General features: G+C 60.2%; 11 protein-coding genes. 3 read left to right on the top strand and 8 right to left on the bottom strand.

All coding sequences use genetic code 11. From position 1 onward, the window contains the following. Positions 1-199: 199 nt before the first annotated feature. On the bottom strand, positions 200-2,881 hold the full coding sequence (locus ACI0FG_RS01455; RefSeq protein ID WP_419786782.1) for a cobyric acid synthase: 2,682 nt from the start codon (positions 2,879-2,881) through the stop codon (positions 200-202). Positions 2,882-3,096: 215 nt separating this feature from the next. On the opposite strand from ACI0FG_RS01455, the gene ACI0FG_RS01450 reads away from it, so the two are divergent. Beyond that, positions 3,097-4,293, top strand: a complete 1,197-nt coding sequence (locus ACI0FG_RS01450; RefSeq protein WP_419786781.1) for a pyridoxal phosphate-dependent aminotransferase — start codon at positions 3,097-3,099, stop codon at positions 4,291-4,293. Positions 4,294-5,164: 871 nt separating this feature from the next. Here the strand turns inward: ACI0FG_RS01450 and eutC are convergent. The 6 genes from eutC to ACI0FG_RS01420 form a co-directional block, all read right to left on the bottom strand. Next, entirely contained in the window at positions 5,165-5,977 is an 813-nt protein-coding gene (gene eutC / locus ACI0FG_RS01445; protein WP_419786780.1) for an ethanolamine ammonia-lyase subunit EutC, read from the bottom strand. Continuing rightward, positions 5,967-7,346 carry an ethanolamine ammonia-lyase subunit EutB gene (locus tag ACI0FG_RS01440; protein ID WP_419786779.1) on the bottom strand — a complete coding sequence of 460 codons (1,380 nt, stop codon included), beginning with the start codon at positions 7,344-7,346 and terminating at the stop codon, positions 5,967-5,969. The genes eutC and ACI0FG_RS01440 overlap by 11 nt, the downstream gene beginning before the upstream one ends. A gap of 62 nt (positions 7,347-7,408) precedes the next feature. After that, positions 7,409-8,284 carry an EamA family transporter gene (locus tag ACI0FG_RS01435; RefSeq protein WP_419786778.1) on the bottom strand — a complete coding sequence of 292 codons (876 nt, stop codon included), beginning with the start codon at positions 8,282-8,284 and terminating at the stop codon, positions 7,409-7,411. Positions 8,285-8,430: 146 nt separating this feature from the next. Beyond that, positions 8,431-10,224 (bottom strand): putative 2-aminoethylphosphonate ABC transporter permease subunit, encoded by a 1,794-nt coding sequence (locus tag ACI0FG_RS01430; protein WP_419786777.1) that lies wholly within the window; start codon positions 10,222-10,224, stop codon positions 8,431-8,433. A gap of 9 nt (positions 10,225-10,233) precedes the next feature. Then, positions 10,234-11,352, bottom strand: a complete 1,119-nt coding sequence (locus ACI0FG_RS01425) for an ABC transporter ATP-binding protein (protein ID WP_419786776.1) — start codon at positions 11,350-11,352, stop codon at positions 10,234-10,236. Between the two features lie 78 nt (positions 11,353-11,430). Next, positions 11,431-12,459 carry a putative 2-aminoethylphosphonate ABC transporter substrate-binding protein gene (locus ACI0FG_RS01420; protein ID WP_419786775.1) on the bottom strand — a complete coding sequence of 343 codons (1,029 nt, stop codon included), beginning with the start codon at positions 12,457-12,459 and terminating at the stop codon, positions 11,431-11,433. Positions 12,460-13,651: 1,192 nt separating this feature from the next. Here ACI0FG_RS01420 and ACI0FG_RS01415 point away from each other — a divergent pair. Next, positions 13,652-13,876, top strand: coding sequence for a hypothetical protein (locus ACI0FG_RS01415; protein ID WP_419786774.1), 225 nt, complete (start codon positions 13,652-13,654; stop codon positions 13,874-13,876). After that, a complete protein-coding gene (locus ACI0FG_RS01410) occupies positions 13,876-14,439 on the top strand; it encodes a MarR family winged helix-turn-helix transcriptional regulator (protein WP_419786773.1) in 564 nt (187 codons plus the stop codon). Before ACI0FG_RS01415 ends, ACI0FG_RS01410 begins: the two co-directional genes overlap by 1 nt. 63 nt (positions 14,440-14,502) lie before the next feature. On the opposite strand, the gene ACI0FG_RS01405 is transcribed toward ACI0FG_RS01410, so the two are convergent. After that, complete coding sequence (locus ACI0FG_RS01405; protein WP_419786772.1) at positions 14,503-16,599, bottom strand: bacteriohemerythrin; 2,097 nt, start codon at positions 16,597-16,599, stop codon at positions 14,503-14,505. Between the last annotated feature and the right edge of the window lies 1 nt (position 16,600).

The raw sequence follows: 16,600 nt of genomic DNA, 5'->3' as shown, positions 1-16,600 counted from the left end.
TTATTGCATCGATCGTGCCATTCTTGCCACAACCATCAAAAATAATTTTAAATCTAATAAAATCAAACTATTAAAAAGCAAATCAACTTTGACCCCGTTAGAAAGCTTCGGCAAGAATGGGTTCAAGATTTTCAACTTTTCCCCAATGAGGCGGCCGCAGGGACAAATTTTTTAACCGTGCTTCCGGCCGATCCGCCACCTAAACGCCCACTTTGTAGAACAGGCTGGCCTGATTACAGCACCCGGAAAAACCCAGCGCCTTGTAGACCTTTTCCATGCACACGGCCTCACGCACCACACTGGCCAGGTGGTCGATGGCATCCTCCAGGTCGAACCGGGTCTGAATATGCTCCAAGGGAGCGAGCCCCTTATCCATACGCAACTGATCCACAAACCAGCGGCGGAACTCATCGGCGTCGAACAGGCCGTGCAGATAGGTGCCCCAGACCCGGCCGTCGCCGCGAGTGAAGCCCAGAGGTTGGTCTTCCATATCGCGAACGGCCACCCGCAACTTCTCCGAGAGGGGTTTGGTCTGGCCATGATGAATTTCGTAGCCGTTGACCCGGTGGCCGGACTTGGCATGTATGCCCCAGGTCCGGGTCAGCGTCTTTTCCGGGGCCAGCGTGGTCTGGACCGGGAGCAGGCCGAACCCGTCCACGCGCGTGGATTCGGATTCCAGCCCGTAGGGATCGTCCACCCGCTCGCCCAGCATCTGGAATCCGCCGCAGATGCCGACGATGCGAGTCTTGTACCCGCCGCCCGCCAGTTCGCGGATGGCGGCGGCCACGCCCGCGCCACGCAGGGCCTTCATGTCCGGCACCGTGGATTTCGAGCCGGGGATTATCACTGCGTCCGGCGTGCCGATATCATGGGCATCGGAGACCACGCGCACCCGCACGTCCGGCTCGGCAAAGAGCGGATCAATGTCGTTGAAATTGGAAATGCGCGGCAGGTCGATGACCACCACATCCACGCACTGATCCTCCGGCAGCTTTTCACTCTCCGGCAACAACCCCTCCTTGAAGGAAACGGAATCCTCTTCCGGCAGCCCCAGGGAATGGATATAGGGAATGGTCCCCATTACCGGCTTGCCCGTGTGCTCGAACATCTGGCCGAAGGCGGGGTCCAGCAACGAGGGATCGCCCCGGAACCGGTTGATGATGAAACCCTCCACCAAATCCCGTTCAGAAGGCGTAAGCAAATTCATGGTTCCGACTATGGAGGCGAATACCCCGCCCCGGTCGATATCACCGGCCAGCAGCACGCGGGCGTCCGCATACTTGGCCATGGCCATGTTCACTATGTCATGATGCTTGAGATTGACCTCGGCCGGACTCCCCGCACCCTCCAGAACCATGATGTCGTGCTCGTTGGCCAGGGAGTCATAGGCCGTCTTGACCGCCTCCCAGGCGCGCGGCTTGTAGCGGACGTATTCGGTGACGCTCATGTTGCCCACCGGCTGGCCCATGACGATGACCTGCGACCCCACGTCCGACCCGGGCTTGAGCAGCACCGGGTTCATGCGCACCTCGGGCTTCATGCGGCAGGCCATGGCCTGCGTCACCTGCGCCCTGCCCATCTCGCCGCCCTGGTCGGTAACGAATGAATTGAGCGACATGTTCTGGGCCTTGAACGGGGCCACGTTGTACCCGTCCTGCAAAAATATCCGGCAAAACGCAGCCGTCAGCACGGACTTGCCCGCGTTGGAACTGGTGCCCTGCAACATCAGAGCGGGAGTGCGGCGCACCCGTTTGACCACCGGAGCCCGCCCCACGCCGCTCACAGCCTCCATGGCCGCGATAAGCCGCTCGTTGGCGGCCTCGTCGCGCACGGCCACCCGGAACCAGGAATTGTCCAGCCCCGTGTAGTTGCCGCACAGGCGAATGACGATGCGATGCTCGTTCAGCAGCCGCTCGAACAGGGGTTCGGCATCCATGCCCACCCGGTCCACCCGGCAAAGCAAAAAATTGGCCTCGCCCGGCATCACCCGGATGCCCGGTACCTGTCGCAGTCCGGCGGCCAGATTGTTCCGCAGCAGCGTGGTCTGTTCGCGGGTACGGGCCGCGTAGCCCGCGTCGCGGAGGCAGTGCTTGCCCACCTTCTGCGCCAGGGTATTCACCGACCATGCGGGGAGCGCCTGCTTGAGACGCAGCATCACGTCCGGATCGCCAAAGGCCAGCCCGAGGCGGAGTCCGGGGATGGCATAAAATTTTGTCAGGGAGAGCACGGTGACCACGTTGGACGGACGGTCCCGAATCAGCCGGTCCGCATCCTCGGGCAGGAACTCGGCAAAGGACTCGTCCACGATGAAACGGCAGCGCGGGAACATGGTCGCCACTTCGCGCAGGTCGTTGGCGGAAAAGGTCGTACCCGTAGGGTTGTTCGGGCTGCACAGAAAGACCATGGAAGGAGTGGTCAGCAGGGAACCCATGGCCGGAAAATTCACCTTGAGGTCATCGGTCAGGGGCATTTCCACCACAGGCAGGCGATGGGCCTTGCAGGCGCGGGCGTAGTCAACATAGGCCGGAGAGGGAATGACGGCCTGGCGGAATCCGCCCAGCCCGGCCAGAGCAAAAAGCAATTCGGACGCGCCGTTGCCCGCCACCACCTGGGTGGGCCACACCTTGTACCGCTCGGCGGCGGCCATTATCAGGGCGTAGCTGTCCGGGTCCGGGTAGGCGCCCACTTCCTGGAGCGCCCGTCCCACGACCTGCCCCAGCCAATGGGGCGGCCCCAGCGGATTCACATTGACTGAGAAATCGAGCAGTTCCTCGGGCAGGCAACCAGCCTGCTCCGCCATGCGCCGGGTATTGCCGCCGTGCGCGAAACGTTGCTCGTCCAATACATCGGGAATACCCGCAAAAAGGGATTGTTTCTCCATGGCTCCGCCATCATCGCCGCCGCCGGTAGTTCCCGCTTTCCCGGCCCTGCGGATGAAGTCTAGAATTTTTTGAGACTATGAATGTACCTACTCGGAAAGCGGAGTGGAGACAAGGGGAATCGGCTGGCCGCGCAAAGATGCAACAGGGACGTTGCGGGCCGGAAGGCTTTGGCATACGGTGGCGAATCGATCTGTATACAAGGAGAAGCGTAACGATGCAGCAACTCATATCAAAACAAATGCTCGGGTACATGGACAGTTCTTCCTGGATTCGCAAAATGTTCGAGGAAGGCATCCGCATGAAGGCCGAGTTCGGCGAAGACAACGTCTACGATTTCAGCCTGGGCAACCCGGACCTGCCACCGCCGGCCGAGGTCAAACCCGCGCTGTGCGAGATTGCCGAGCAGGCTGACCAGCCGTTCTTCCTGGGCTACATGCCCAACTTCGGCTACCCCGAGGTGCGCGAAAAGATCGCCGCCGGAGCGTCCAAGGAACAGGGCATGGAAGTGCCTGCCGACAGCATTGTCGTCACCTGCGGCGCGGCCGGTGCCCTGAACTCCGTGTTCCGTGCCGTGTTGGAGCCCGGCGACGAAGTCATCACCCCGGCACCCTTTTTCGTGGAGTATGGTTTTTACGCCCAGAACTTCGGGGCCAATCTGGTTCAGGTCAAGTCCAAGCCACTGACCTTCGAGCTGGATCTGGACGCCATCGACGCGGCCATCAACGACAAGACCCGCGTGGTCATCGTCAACTCGCCCAACAACCCGACCGGTGCCATCTACTCCCCGGCCGAGCTGGAGGGGCTGGCCGCCATTCTGGAAAAACACAACGCCAAGCGCGACCGGCCCATCTACATCCTGGCTGACGAACCGTACCGTTTCCTGGCCTTTGACGGCGCGACAGTGCCGAGCGTCATGGCTTTCTACACCTACACCATCGTCTGCTCGTCTTTCTCCAAGAACCTGTCCATGGCGGGCGGCCGCATCGGCTACGTGCTGGTCAACCCGGCCATCGAGAACCGGGGACCGCTCATGGCCGCCATCATCATGGCAAACCGCATCCTGGGCTTCGTCAATGCCCCGGCACTGGAGCAGAAGCTGCTGTGCAAGACCCTGGGAGCCGAGGTGGACGCCTCCATCTACGACGCCCGGCGCAAGGCCATGGCCGAGGTGTTGGACAACGCGGGCTACAACTACACCATGCCCAAGGGCGCGTTCTATTTCTTCCCGGAGGCCCCGGGCGGCGACGACGTGAAGTTCTGCGCCACCTTGCAGAACGAACGAGTGCTGGCCGTTCCCGGCACGGGCTTCGGCTATCCCGGCTACTTCCGTTTGGCCTTCTGCGTCAGCGAAAAAGTCATCCGCGGAGCCAAGGAAGGTTTCGCCGAGGCAATGAGGAAGACCAAGGCCTAATCGCTCGCGGGGAACCCCCGAAAACAAATTGCGACGGCGCATATCCGCGAGGGTATGCGCCGTCTTTTTTTATTGTTTGCCGGGCGATGGTAGAAGAGAAAGGCAAAATACAAAAGTGGAGCCGCCTCCGGCGGGATTTATATCAGAGGGTTTCGCACCCTGAAGGTGCGACTTACTTTTGGACCAGAGCGCCCAAAAGTAAGCAAAAACCGCTCTTGGGGTGCCATGCCCATCGCCCCGGTGACGGGCCAAGAATCTGATCCAAACGGCCTGCGCTCCCGCGTCCCAGGGCGGGAAGCAAAAAACTCCGGGCCGCGAAAATTCGCTCCGGCCGTTTGGTCAGCTTCTAAGCCGCGTCCCCGCAGGGCTTCCACGAAGTAGCTTGTCTCTTTGACGTTGCGGCAAGCAAGAACCCGAACATCCGCAAAAGAAGGTCCTGAAGACAACCGTCCAATCCCGCAAATCGTAACAGTTAATTCTCTGACACCAGCCCTGTGTTTCGGCGGTTAGCAGCCGACCAAGCGGGTAAGGCGGCTCCCGTAAGCCACCTGAACGGATGGTGGCAGCCTCGGTCTGATCGCGGAGAAACGGCACTATACTTTTCATTTGATGGAGCCGTCCCGCTTGGATCGGATGCTTCCGGCGTAACACGCAGGCGGCCAAGCTACTCGCAAGGGCCTTTTTTCGTTCTTTTTTGGCCCAGCAAAAAAGAACCGCCGCCCGCGCAGGGCATGGAGGGCATTTTGAAGCCGAACGGCTTCAAACCCGGCTCTCTGATTTTTGAATCAAAAAACAAAAGCAAGGGGGGAGCCAAGCTCCCCCCGACTCTCTCTCAACGGACTGGAATGTTTTCCACCCCTGTCCGAAAATATCAGGCTGATTTCGAAATCCCTTTCACCTTGCGCTGGGGCGCAATCTCCCGCTCATCCTTGAGATTGACGCCGGTCAGCCCTTTCTCCTGCGCGCCGCTGATCAGATAGTAGAGCGTCTCCGCCGCCTGCGCCGGGGGCAACCCCTCGGGTCGCACATTGGAGATGCAATTGCGACTCTCGTCCGTCAAGCCGACGCGGGGACCATAGGTCAGATACACCCCCATGCTGTCCGGCGAGGATAACCCCGGCCGCTCGCCGATGAGAATGGCCACCATCTTGGCGTTGAGCAGCTCGCCCACCTCGTCACCCACGGCCACGCGGCCCCGGTGGACGTAGGTGGTGGGGGCAAGGTCCAGCGTCTTGCCGATCTCCGCCAGAAAAGCGGTCAAAAAAGGCAGGGCTTGCCGGGCTATGGCCGCCGATGACAGGCCGTCCGATACGACCAGAGCTAGATCGTGCGGCTGTTCCTTGCGCACCCAGAGCCGTTCCGAGGACTCCGGAGCGAGACGACGGCCGAGGTCGGGACGCAGCAGGTATTCGCGGCGATCTTCGGTGCGGCTGAACAGCTCCAGTGCCGGAAGACCAAGGTTGTCAAGATCCTTAATAAAACTCCGGACATCCAAAGGTAAATGCACGGCATCGCGCGCCCGGGCGTGGTCGAGCTGAAAGGCGAGATGCGCGGCCGTGGGCAGGCTGGTTCCGGCCCGGCCGAGGGCAATGCGGGCATCGGTGAACGCCTTGAGCTTTTCCCACCCGTCCTCCTGGCAGAGGGGGGACCTGTTCAGTGCTGGGGTGCGGGACTTAGGAGGCATCGGGCAGCTCCAGGGGCAGGTTTTCCTCGTCCAGATTCAGGGGCATCATGTCCTGGCCGAAGAGGCGCATCTTGAGCAGCCAGCTTTCGAACTCCGGGGCGGGACGCAGCCCCAGCAGACGGCGCAGATAGAGGATATCGTGAAAAGAAGTGCTCTGATAGTTGAGCATGATGTCGTCCGCACCGGGCACGCCCATGACAAAGGCCACACCCGCCGCGCCCAGCAGGGTCAGCAGCGTGTCCATGTCGTCCTGGTCCGCTTCGGCGTGGTTGGTATAGCAGACATCCACACCCATGGGCAGGCCGAGCAGCTTGCCGCAAAAGAGGTCCTCCAGCCCGGCCCGGATGATCTGCTTGCCGTCGTAGAGATACTCCGGCCCGATAAAGCCGACCACCGTGTTGACCAGCAACGGGCGGAACTTGCGGGCCACGGCATAGGCCCGAGCCTCCACGGTCTGCTGATCCACGCCGTGGTGGGCGTTGGCCGACAGCGCGGAACCCTGCCCGGTCTCGAAATACATGACATTCTTGCCCACGGTGCCGCGGTTCAGGGCCATTGCCGCCGCCCGGCCCTCGGCCAGGATGTCCAGGTTGACACCGAAGCTGCGGTTCACGCCCTCGGTGCCGCCGATGGACTGGAAGACCAGGTCAACGGGCGCGCCGCGTTCAATGGCCTTGATGGTCGTGGTGACGTGAGTCAGGACACAGGTCTGGGCCGGAATGCCATACCGCTCCCGAATGTCGTCGAGCATGGTCAGCAGGTTGCAGACCGCGCTCAGGTTGTCGGTGGCCGGGTTGATGCCGATACAGGCGTCGCCCGAGCCATAGGCCAGTCCGTCGATGACCGAACTGAGCACGCCCATGGGATCGTCCGTGGGATGGTTGGGCTGCAACCGGGCGGAGAGCCGCCCCGGCAGTCCCACAGTGGTGCGGAATGAGGAGATGTTGTTGATCTTGGAAGCAACCAGAATCAGGTCCTGATTGCGCATTATCTTGGAAACCGCGGCCGCCATCTCCGGCATGAGGGTCCGGCCCAGTTTGGCAAGGGCCCGGCCGTCCGCCGCTTCCGAGAGCAGCCATTCGCGAAACTGCCCCACCGTCAGCCCCGAAACAGGGGCGAAGTTCTCCGGATCGTGAGTATCCACGATGAGCCGGGTGACCTCGTCTATATCATAGGGAATGAGCGGGTGCTCGTGAAAATCAACCAGTGGCACGTCGGCCAGAATAATCTGGGCCGCGGCGCGCTCCTCGGCGCTGTTGGCCGCAACACCTGCCAGTTCGTCGCCGGAGCGGCGCGGCGAGGCCTTGGCCATGAGGTCCTTCAGGTCCTTGAACGAATATCGGCGTGGACCGATGGAAATGCTGTACATGCCCGCTCTTCCTCAACTTGCGGTGATTGTCGTTGCCCCATCCGCACGGAAGGGGTGGGCGGCTACCGAAATGCGATGAGCACCAACCCGACAAAAATGCAGACCGTGCCCAAGGCCCGGCGAGACGAGACATTCTCCTTTAAAATAAGGCGGCCTGCAAGGGCTGATAACAGAATGCTCACATTGCGCCCGGCCGAGATGAGCGTCACGTTGCCGTAGCGCAGGGCGATGACGATGAGCAGATAGGAAAGCGGTATAAAAACCGAGGCCACAATCACGCTGCGCCGATGGGCTAGAAAAACCTCGGCCAGCCGGGCAAAACGAAACCTGCGCACCGCCAGCCACAGGGAAACCCCGATGGTCTGGAAGATCAGACAAACCAGCAGATAGTCCACAGGCCGGACCGGCCCCATGGAGGACATGACCTTGCGGTCCGTGATGATATATCCGGCCGTGGCCGCCGAGGTAAGCAGGCAGAGGGCCAGCCCCTTCAGACTTATGCGTCCGGACGCGTTGCGGTTGGTCAGCCCCACCGCCAGCGCACCGAGGGCCGTGAAGGCCACGCCCGCCGCCTGCAGCGGCGAAACCGTGTCGCCCACCAGAAATCCGGCCGCCACAAGGACCATGATCGGCGCGCCGCCCCGGTTCACCGGATAGACAACCGAAAGGTCCACGGCCTCGTAGGCCGCAAAGAGCAGGATGACATAGGCTGTCTGAAAACAGCCCGACAGGATTGCCCAGAGCCATGCCTGGGCCGTCATGCCGGCCCCCGGCTCCAGCCAGCAGCCCACGGGCCAGACCAGACACAGGAAGAGCACGGACCCGGCCGAGGTCAGCCACGCGTAGGACGCCTTGTCCCCGCTGGCCTTGACCACCGAATTCCAGATGATGTGCAGCAGCGCCGATGCGAGCACCAGCGAAAAGACCAACGGCGTCATGATGAGCCTCATACCGGGCCCCGCCCTGCCCCGCCACGGCGGGGAGGGACGGTGCGCCCGTGATTGAAAGCGTGGTGAACACGTTTTTTCCACTCGCGAAAGCGGCCATGTGTCGCCTGCATACGGCCATGGTCATACCCTCTCCCCTACCTGCGCGCCCAGGCGCTGGTCCGCTTTTGCAGCCCGGAGGTGAGCACGCCGTAGATCAGACGCACCAACAAGTTGGTTGCCACGATGAGCACGCACATGGCCAGAGCCGGTGCGGTATCCCCCGCGTCGTCCATGTTGGCCACGGCGACCACCGCGATGGGCAGATCGGCCGAATACAGGAAGATGACTGCCGAAAGCGTAGTCATGGCCCGTACGAAGAAGTAATAGGCGATTTCCAGAATGGCGGGAAGACAGACCGGCACCGTAACCTTAAAGAACAGCCGGGTGAACGGCGCGGACAGTGACTCTGAAACCGACTCGAACTGGTAGTCCAGCTGCTTCAGGGCCGTACTGGCCGTAAGGAAGGTGACCGTGTGGAAGTAGATCAGGTTGCTCAGGACCAGGATGCCCATGGTGGCATAGAGGCTGGTCAGCGGATTGGGGATGAAGAACAGCCCGAAGACGTCCCACCCCGGCTTGTTGAAGAAGAAGATGTAGGCCAGACCGATGACCAGACCCGGCAGGGCCATGGGCAGCAGTGAAAGCTGGCTGCACAGTTGCCGCATTTTGGGATATTCCCGGAACTTCTCCAGCACGTAGGCGGAAAAGAAGGCGGTAATGCAGCCGAAGAACGCGGTATAGAAGGCCATGCGCAGGCTGTTGAAGAAGGCGGAATATCCGCCGCCGCCCATGGCTTCGAAGTCGTAGTGGCGCAGGCTCAGGCCGAGTTTGTAGGGCCAGATGTCCACCAACGAGGCGTACACGCCCGTCGCCAGATAGGTAATGAACAGCAGCGAGATAAAGGAGCAGTAGATGAAGGCCACGGAGTCGCGCAGCTTGTTCGGCTCCGGCGCGTAGGGCACGGCCTTGGCCTCCACGGCCGCTGTCTGACGGCGCTGGATGATGTGGTTGGCCAGAAAGGCGAGCGCGGTTGGGATGAGCAGGATGACGCTGACCGTGGCACCCATGAAGAAGTTCTGCTGGCCGATGACGTGCTTGTAGATGTCGGTGGCCAACACGTTGTAATTGCCGCCCACGACCTTGGGCGCGCCGAAGTCCGTGAAGCTGGAAATGAAGCCCACGAAGAACGCGCTGACCAGGCCGAACTTGACGCCCGGCAGGGTCACGGTGCGGAAGATGCGGAACCGGGATGCCCCCATGGCCTCCGCCGCTTCATAGAGGCGCGCGTCGGACATGGACAGGGCCACGGACAGGATCAGGAAGATGGGCGGAAAGGCGTAGAGAGCCTCGGCAATGATGATGCCGGTTGCGCCGTAGAGGCCGATATCCCACCCCACGTGGAAACCGAAGAACGCGGTCAGGGAACCAAAGAAGCCCTTGGTGATCAGCCCCTTCTTGCCGAAGAGGTAGATAAGCACCAGCCCGTGCATCAGCGTGGGCGCGAAAAGCGGCGACATGGCCAGCGCCCGGAAGACCTTCTTGCCCGGCACATGGGTGCGCGACAGACAGTAGGCAAAGAAGAATCCCAGCGGCAGGGCCACGGCCACCGTGGTCAGCGAGACAAAGATGCTGTGGCCCAGCGAGCTGAACATCGCGGGGTTGGAAAAGAACTGAATGAAATTGGCGAGGCCGATGAAGTTCTCCTGCTTGTCGTAGAGACTCTTTGACAGCAGGGTAAAGAGCGGCAGGGCCACCAGGACGAAGAGCCAGACGCCGACCAGGGCGATGCACAGCCCTTTGACCCAGCGCTCGGCCAGGACGCCTTCGACCACGCCGCGCAGGTCGCGGCCGCCGGGGGAAGCTGTTGTGGAGGAGATTGCGGAACCCATATCAACCTCCTAACGGGAAAAAACGTGTACCAGCTCGGGCGGGAACAGGACCTGCACCGGTGCCTTCTCGCTCAAATCCAGCCGCCCGGCCACGCGTGCGGAGACGTCCGCAGTCAGCTCGGGATAATTGTCCGGGGCGTTGTCCAGCCGCAGGGTCAGCCGGTAGAGCGGGCCGCGAAATTCCAGGGAATGGACGTGACCGCTCAGTGTGTTGCGGCTGAGTCCGTTATTGGCAGTGCCGGGAGCCTGGACCACCACGTCCTCCGGCCGAATGGCCATGAGACAGCCGGAACGGTCGTTCGCCTTCCAGGCGTCCTTGTCCACGGCAAGGGGCTTGCCCATGACCTCCACGGCGGATTTGTCACCGGGATCGGTGGCGGGCAGAAAATTCATGGAGCCCAGAAAGGAGGCGGAGAAAGTATTGACCGGCTGGTCGTACATCACGCCGGGAGGAGCGTCCTGAACGATCTTGCCGTCCTTCATCAGCAGGATGCGGTCGGCCATGGTAAGCCCCTCCTCCTGATCGTGGGTGACCATGATGGTCGTCACGCCCAGTTCGCGTTGGAGGCGCTTGATCTCGCCGCGCAGGTGAATGCGGACCTGGGCATCCAGGGCGGAAAGAGGTTCGTCCAAAAGCAGAATTTCCGGGGCGAGCGCCATGGCGCGGGCCAGGGCCACGCGCTGCTGCTGGCCGCCGGAAAGCTGGGCCGGATATTTCTTTTCTATGCCGGGCAATCCCACCAGTTCCAGCAGTTCCTTGGCCCGTTTTTTTGCCTTGCCGCCCCGAATGCCCGCGCTGACCAGACCGTAAGCCACGTTGGCCCCGGCGGACAGGTTGGGAAACAGGGCATAGGACTGAAAGACAATGCCGACATTGCGCTTGGACACCGGCTTGAGCGAAACGTCCTCACCCGCGATGAAAACACGGCCGTCATGGTCGGATTCCAGCCCGGCGACGATGCGCAAGGCAGTGGTTTTGCCGCAGCCGGATGGGCCCAGCAGGCAGAGCATCTCGCCCTTGGCCGCGTTGAAATTGATATTGTCCAGGGCCTTGAACTCGCCGTATCGCTTGGTGATGCCCAACATGCTCAGATGAGGGGTGGCGGTTGAATCATAAGTAGCTGTCATGTCGGTCGTCTCCGGGAAAATTGGGCGCGGGGAACCACTCCCCGCGCCAGGTATCATGTAGGAGGTAGCAGGGTATTCCTATTTGGCTTCGCTCTTGGAGCCGTAACGCTTTTCCCACTTGGCCAGGACTGCGGCGCGCATCTTGGAGGCCTGGGGCACGTCGATGTCGATGAGGTGGGCAACCGGGTTCTCGGGGAAACCTTCGGGCACCTGGAAGCCGGGCACGTCGGCCACGGAAAGGATGGCGTAGTTGGCAGCGTACTTCTGCATGGCGTCCATGGAGATGGCCCAATCGAGGAAGAGCTTGGCCTCGGGCTTGATGTTCGGCTTGTGGATCAGGGCATTGGCCTCGGTATCCCAACCGGAACCTTCCTTGGGGAAAACAACGGTGATGGGCTCGCCCTTACGCTGCTGGACGATGCCGCGATAGCCGAAGGAGATGCCGATGGGGAATTCGCCCATACCGGCCATCTTGCAGGGCTTGGAACCGGAGTGGGTGTACATGGCGATGTTCTCGTGCAGCTTGTCCAGGTATTCCCAGCCCTTTTTCTCGCCCATCAGGGAGAGGATGCCGGCCACGGTCAGATAACCGGTACCGGAGGAGGCGGGGTTGGGCATGACCAGCTTGCCCTTGTACACGGGTTTGATCAGGTCCGCGTAGGAGGTGGGCATGGGCAGGTTCTGGTCCTTGATCTCGTAGTTATTCACGCACAGGCCGGTTTCAAAAACATCGTTGGCCACCCAGGTCGGAGGGGTGTTTTTGTCGCGAAACTTGGGGATAACCTTGTCCAGTCCTTTGGGAGCGTAAGGCTCAAGCAGACCAACGTCTTCAAGGGCGATGAGGCCGAGGCCGGAAGTACCCCAGACCACATCGGCCTTGGGGGAATCTTTTTCAGCCAGCAGCTTGGCAATGACGATCCCGGTGGAATCACGGACGAATTTGACGTCGATTTCCGGATGCATCTTCTTGAAGCCCTCGATGTATCGTGGAATCTGGTCGTCTTCCAACGCGGTATAGACCAGCAGTTCCCCGGCCATGGCCGAGGAAAGCATAAGCGTACAGACAAAAGCCGCAGCGCAGAGAAGAGTCATGAGTTTGGTTTTCATGGGATCGCACCTTTCCTTGAAATGTGTTCGGCGGCGATTGCCGCAACAAATCGGCTGACCAGCATCGGCGCGTCCCCCGGTAACATGGCCGCGCCGCCAAGAATCCTGCCGAGACCTGAACTTGACTGGCTGGACAAAGCCAATTCCATGCCGAAACAGAAACCCCTCTGCGTACACATCGGCAATCACCATGTATAATTATCTGATTTTAAAGATGATTTTTTAATTTTTTTCCTTCTTCACGATTCATTTTCGGCACTATCTACAAAAGAGGCTCTTAAATTTTATTACATTGATGTTATTTTATACATGCGTTCAAAAATGTACTTCGCAAAGTATTCCCAAAATTGTTTATATCTACGTTTTCCATCTCCGGCACAGACAAATTTTCCGAGGTATAAACCAAGAAGGACTCAAAACCGCCTGATGACGGAGACATCCAACCCCTACGGGAGATGGCCCTCATACGAACAAATCTGAAGATTGCGGCTAATGCGGCACTAGCTAATATCATTTTATAACAGTGAGTTATATTGATGCGACGGGATAACGAACCGTTTTTTCCACCCTCCCCCACACTGCCAGGCACAGAGGTACAAGAGATCCCGACAATCTCGTATTTCATTGATTGTAACATTTCTGTAACACTTCAAACATAGCCCTCAGAACTCTCCCATCTCCCCCCCCTCAAACCCGGTATGGCGAAAATAGATTCGGAGAAATGCAAAGGTACCTTTTTAACTTGACACAAAGTTGATGCGCCTTATACTGAAGGGGAAACAAAGGTACCTACTAAATTTACAGCACATATATAATCGAGGAGAATACAATGAGATTTTTTAAAAACAGAGCCGGACGAGACTCCGGAATGGGATCGAATACCTGCCTGTCACGAGAAAGCGTATACGGACAGAGAGATGGAATCGGACGCCACGGACGCACTTGTTCCAGCTCCGGCATGATGGGGGAAAACCAAGGTTTCGGACCGGGACAGGGCATAACAGGGCCTGGTTTTGGCCAGTCCCACCGACACAGCGGCAGGATTCGCCGCTTCTTAGGCAGAATGTTCGGTTCAGCAGGCCAAAACCGTTCAAACGCGCGTGGGCACACCGGTTTTGGCCCGGCCTGCGGCCCCTCCTGCCAAGGAAAAGGCCATGGGTTCGGTCTGAGACAGAATAACTTCCGCGGCAGGATGAATGGCTATGACTTCAGGCAAACATCCCGCCCCGGCTATCGGGAGCCCGAGCTTCGGCAGGGAAATGACAGCCTCTCGCCCATGAACGCGGACAACGGTTCGTTTGAACCGAACCTCTCCGGCCAGACCTGCCCGCTCTGCAAAAATCACTGTCCGCTGAGCAATCCAAGCTGTCCCAAAGGAGAGGCATACGCCCGCTCCAACTACTCGGAGGTTCGCTAATGGCCGATTCGTCCCCCAAACCCATGGTTGCCGACAGCGAGTTGATCGATCTGTTCCGACGCACATCCCGGCTCATGGCCCGGGCATGGCACAGGCAGGCCAACGCCCCCATGGCCCAGTCCCGCATCCTGCATCTGCTGCGGGAGCGCGGGCCGGTCAGCCAGCGGGATATGCTGGGCGAGCTGGACATACGTTCCGCCTCCCTGAGCGAGCTGCTGGCCAAGCTGGAGGCGGGCGGATGGATTGCCCGCGAGCGCAACCCGGACGACCGGCGCGGATTCATCATCTCCGCCACGGACCGGACCATGGCCGACACAAATTCCGGAACTGAAACCACGGACGGTTCGGCAGCTCTCTTCGACTGCCTGGCGGACGAGGAACGCACCGCTTTGCGAGATATCCTGACAAAGCTGACCGACTCCCTCAGCAAAGAATGCCCTGCCGGTCCCGGTTTTGGCGGCGGCAGGCATGGTCGGGGCAGAGGTCCCGGCAAAGGCTTTGGCCGAAACGACGGCAGAGGCATGGGCAAGGGGCGCGGCATGGGACGGGGCCGACGCGGCTGACCAGAAAACTCGGAACGACCCAAGCCCGGAACGCTGCCGAAGGTCCCTTCCAATGGCCGGGGATCACCCCTTGTTCATGGCCTCTGAGATGTGCTGGATATACGCCTTGTCCGTGCCCTGAATGTGATTGACCAGCCAATCCTTGAGGAAAAGCAGCAACTCGCGGCTCAACATGGCGCTTCCGCTCTTGAACTCCTTCTCGAACTCAAGGACCTTGCCCAACAGCTCCGCATGGACCGCCTTGTGTTGTTCTTCTCCCGGATATTCATAACGGGCGAACAAGTCCTCTTCCGTCCCGAAATGTTTGACGGTGTATTCCTTCAGCCCGTTGAATATCTCGCCCAGAACGGCCTTGCCCTGCCCTTCGGCCATGGCCGCGGCCAGATGATTGACCATATCCACCAAGGCCCGATGTTCCTTGTCCACCTGATCAATCCCGAGGATGAAGGAGTCATCCCAATCTATGAGATTCTTGTAAGAGGAAGACAACTGGACCGTCGGAGTTTTCAAAGGAGCATCCGGCTCCACGTCTTGCGCCGGGACGGTTTCCACGGCAACCCGTTTCGGGGCTGCGTTCCTCACCTGCGGAGCCGCGCGTCTGGGCGCAGCCTCCGGCAAGCGGCAACCTGTCCCGGAAAGGGAGTCGGAAACCGGACGGACGGAGACGTGCGCCTTGGGACGATCGTCAGCACCGGTGCGGAAGAAACGCATATCGTTCTCCAGCTCGGCCGCCTGCCGGGCCAGATCCTCGGAAGTAGAGGAAAGGCGCTCCGCCAGGGCGGTATTGTCGTGAATGATGTGGTCCAGCCCGGACACTTCCGCAGCGACGTTCTCAATGCCTTCGTTCTGCTCGGCACCCAGAGCCGTAATTTCCTCCACCATCCCGGCCGTTCGCTCGATTTCGGGCACCAACTGCTCCAGAACGGCCCCGGCCTCATCGGAAATTCGGGCCGTATTGGCCGAAAGCTCGCCGATTTCCGCTGCGGCGTGGCCGCTTCGCTCCGCCAGCTTGCGGACCTCGGCGGCCACCACGGCGAATCCCTTGCCGTGTTCTCCGGCCCGGGCCGCCTCAATAGCCGCGTTGAGGGCCAACAGATTGGTCTGACGGGCTATTTCCTCAATAACGGTGATCTTTTCCGCAATGGTCTTGACCGCTTCCAGTGCTTCGGAAACCGATTCCCCGCCCCGACGCGCCTCGCGAGCGGCCTTCATGGCGATATCGTAAGTCTTTCTGGAGTTGTCCGTTGCCACGTTGATAGAGGCACGGATGGTTTCCGTAAGACTTGAAACGTGATCTATCGCCCCTGACTGCTGGGATGAGCACTGGGCCAGCGCCTGCGAACTGGAAGCTATCTCGGCACTGCCGGAGGCCACGACATCAGCCGAATTTTTGGCATTGCCGATAACCCTGGCCAGTTGGTCCGACATCTCCCCCAGGCTGCGGGATGCCCGTCCAACCTCGTCGTTGCGCCCGGAAGGCAGTTCCCCGGACAATTGCAGGTCACCCCCCCGCATACCGTCAGCCACCTTTTGAAACATGGCCAGGGGCCAAAGCACGTTGCGGTGCATCATGCGCGCCACGAAAAGCGCGATCATAATCATTATGGCAATGCCGACCATCTGCGTAATGAGCAACACGCCCACCCGCTCCTCGGACTCGGCCTGCATCATGCCCACGGCCTTGTTCATGGAACCTAGGACGGCCAGACTCTGAGCCAGAAATTCCGTTTCCCGCTCACCCCTGTCCATCAGGGCAACCATATCCTGCCGAAACGCCTTCCAGTTTTCACTGACAATGCGCAGCTGGGCACGGACAACATCCGAAGGCTCGGGAATGGAGGCCGACGGGCCGGACGGATCGAGCGTTGTCGGCGCCTTGCCGGATGCGGAAAGTGCTGCAAGCGTTTGCTCAAAGACCTGAGCCGTACGTTCGACCTGGGTCCGCATGGCGGAGGCATTTTCCTTTTTCTCCGCATGACGCGAGAAAAGCAGCGCCTCCTTTGCCACCTTCTGACTGAGCATCCGTTGACGTCCGGCAAGATTGATGACCAGTCCATCCGACTCCTGCTCCGACGTAATGAAAAGTGTGGCTCCGAACATCCCTAGCCCCATGAGCAACAACAGGGCCACCGATGTGTACAGCTTGAATCGCAAACTCATA

Source organism: Pseudodesulfovibrio sp. 7M6 (assembly GCF_050058625.1).
GTDB lineage: Bacteria > Desulfobacterota > Desulfovibrionia > Desulfovibrionales > Desulfovibrionaceae > Pseudodesulfovibrio > Pseudodesulfovibrio salinus.
Note: the sequence above shows the minus strand (reverse complement) of the source record. Positions and strands in the feature narration are given on the sequence as shown.

What these genes read in the sequence shown, in the direction of transcription:
- ACI0FG_RS01425 (WP_419786776.1), bottom strand. Translation starts at nt 11,352, where the DNA reads ATGACAGCTACTTATGATTCAACCGCCACCCCTCATCTGAGCATGTTG.
- ACI0FG_RS01440 (WP_419786779.1), bottom strand. Translation starts at nt 7,346, where the DNA reads ATGTACAGCATTTCCATCGGTCCACGCCGATATTCGTTCAAGGACCTG.
- ACI0FG_RS01405 (WP_419786772.1), bottom strand. Translation starts at nt 16,599, where the DNA reads ATGAGTTTGCGATTCAAGCTGTACACATCGGTGGCCCTGTTGTTGCTC.
- ACI0FG_RS01455 (WP_419786782.1), bottom strand. Translation starts at nt 2,881, where the DNA reads ATGGAGAAACAATCCCTTTTTGCGGGTATTCCCGATGTATTGGACGAG.
- ACI0FG_RS01430 (WP_419786777.1), bottom strand. Translation starts at nt 10,224, where the DNA reads ATGGGTTCCGCAATCTCCTCCACAACAGCTTCCCCCGGCGGCCGCGAC.
- ACI0FG_RS01415 (WP_419786774.1), top strand. Translation starts at nt 13,652, where the DNA reads ATGAATGGCTATGACTTCAGGCAAACATCCCGCCCCGGCTATCGGGAG.
- ACI0FG_RS01420 (WP_419786775.1), bottom strand. Translation starts at nt 12,459, where the DNA reads ATGAAAACCAAACTCATGACTCTTCTCTGCGCTGCGGCTTTTGTCTGT.
- ACI0FG_RS01410 (WP_419786773.1), top strand. Translation starts at nt 13,876, where the DNA reads ATGGCCGATTCGTCCCCCAAACCCATGGTTGCCGACAGCGAGTTGATC.
- ACI0FG_RS01450 (WP_419786781.1), top strand. Translation starts at nt 3,097, where the DNA reads ATGCAGCAACTCATATCAAAACAAATGCTCGGGTACATGGACAGTTCT.
- ACI0FG_RS01435 (WP_419786778.1), bottom strand. Translation starts at nt 8,284, where the DNA reads ATGACGCCGTTGGTCTTTTCGCTGGTGCTCGCATCGGCGCTGCTGCAC.
- eutC (WP_419786780.1), bottom strand. Translation starts at nt 5,977, where the DNA reads ATGCCTCCTAAGTCCCGCACCCCAGCACTGAACAGGTCCCCCCTCTGC.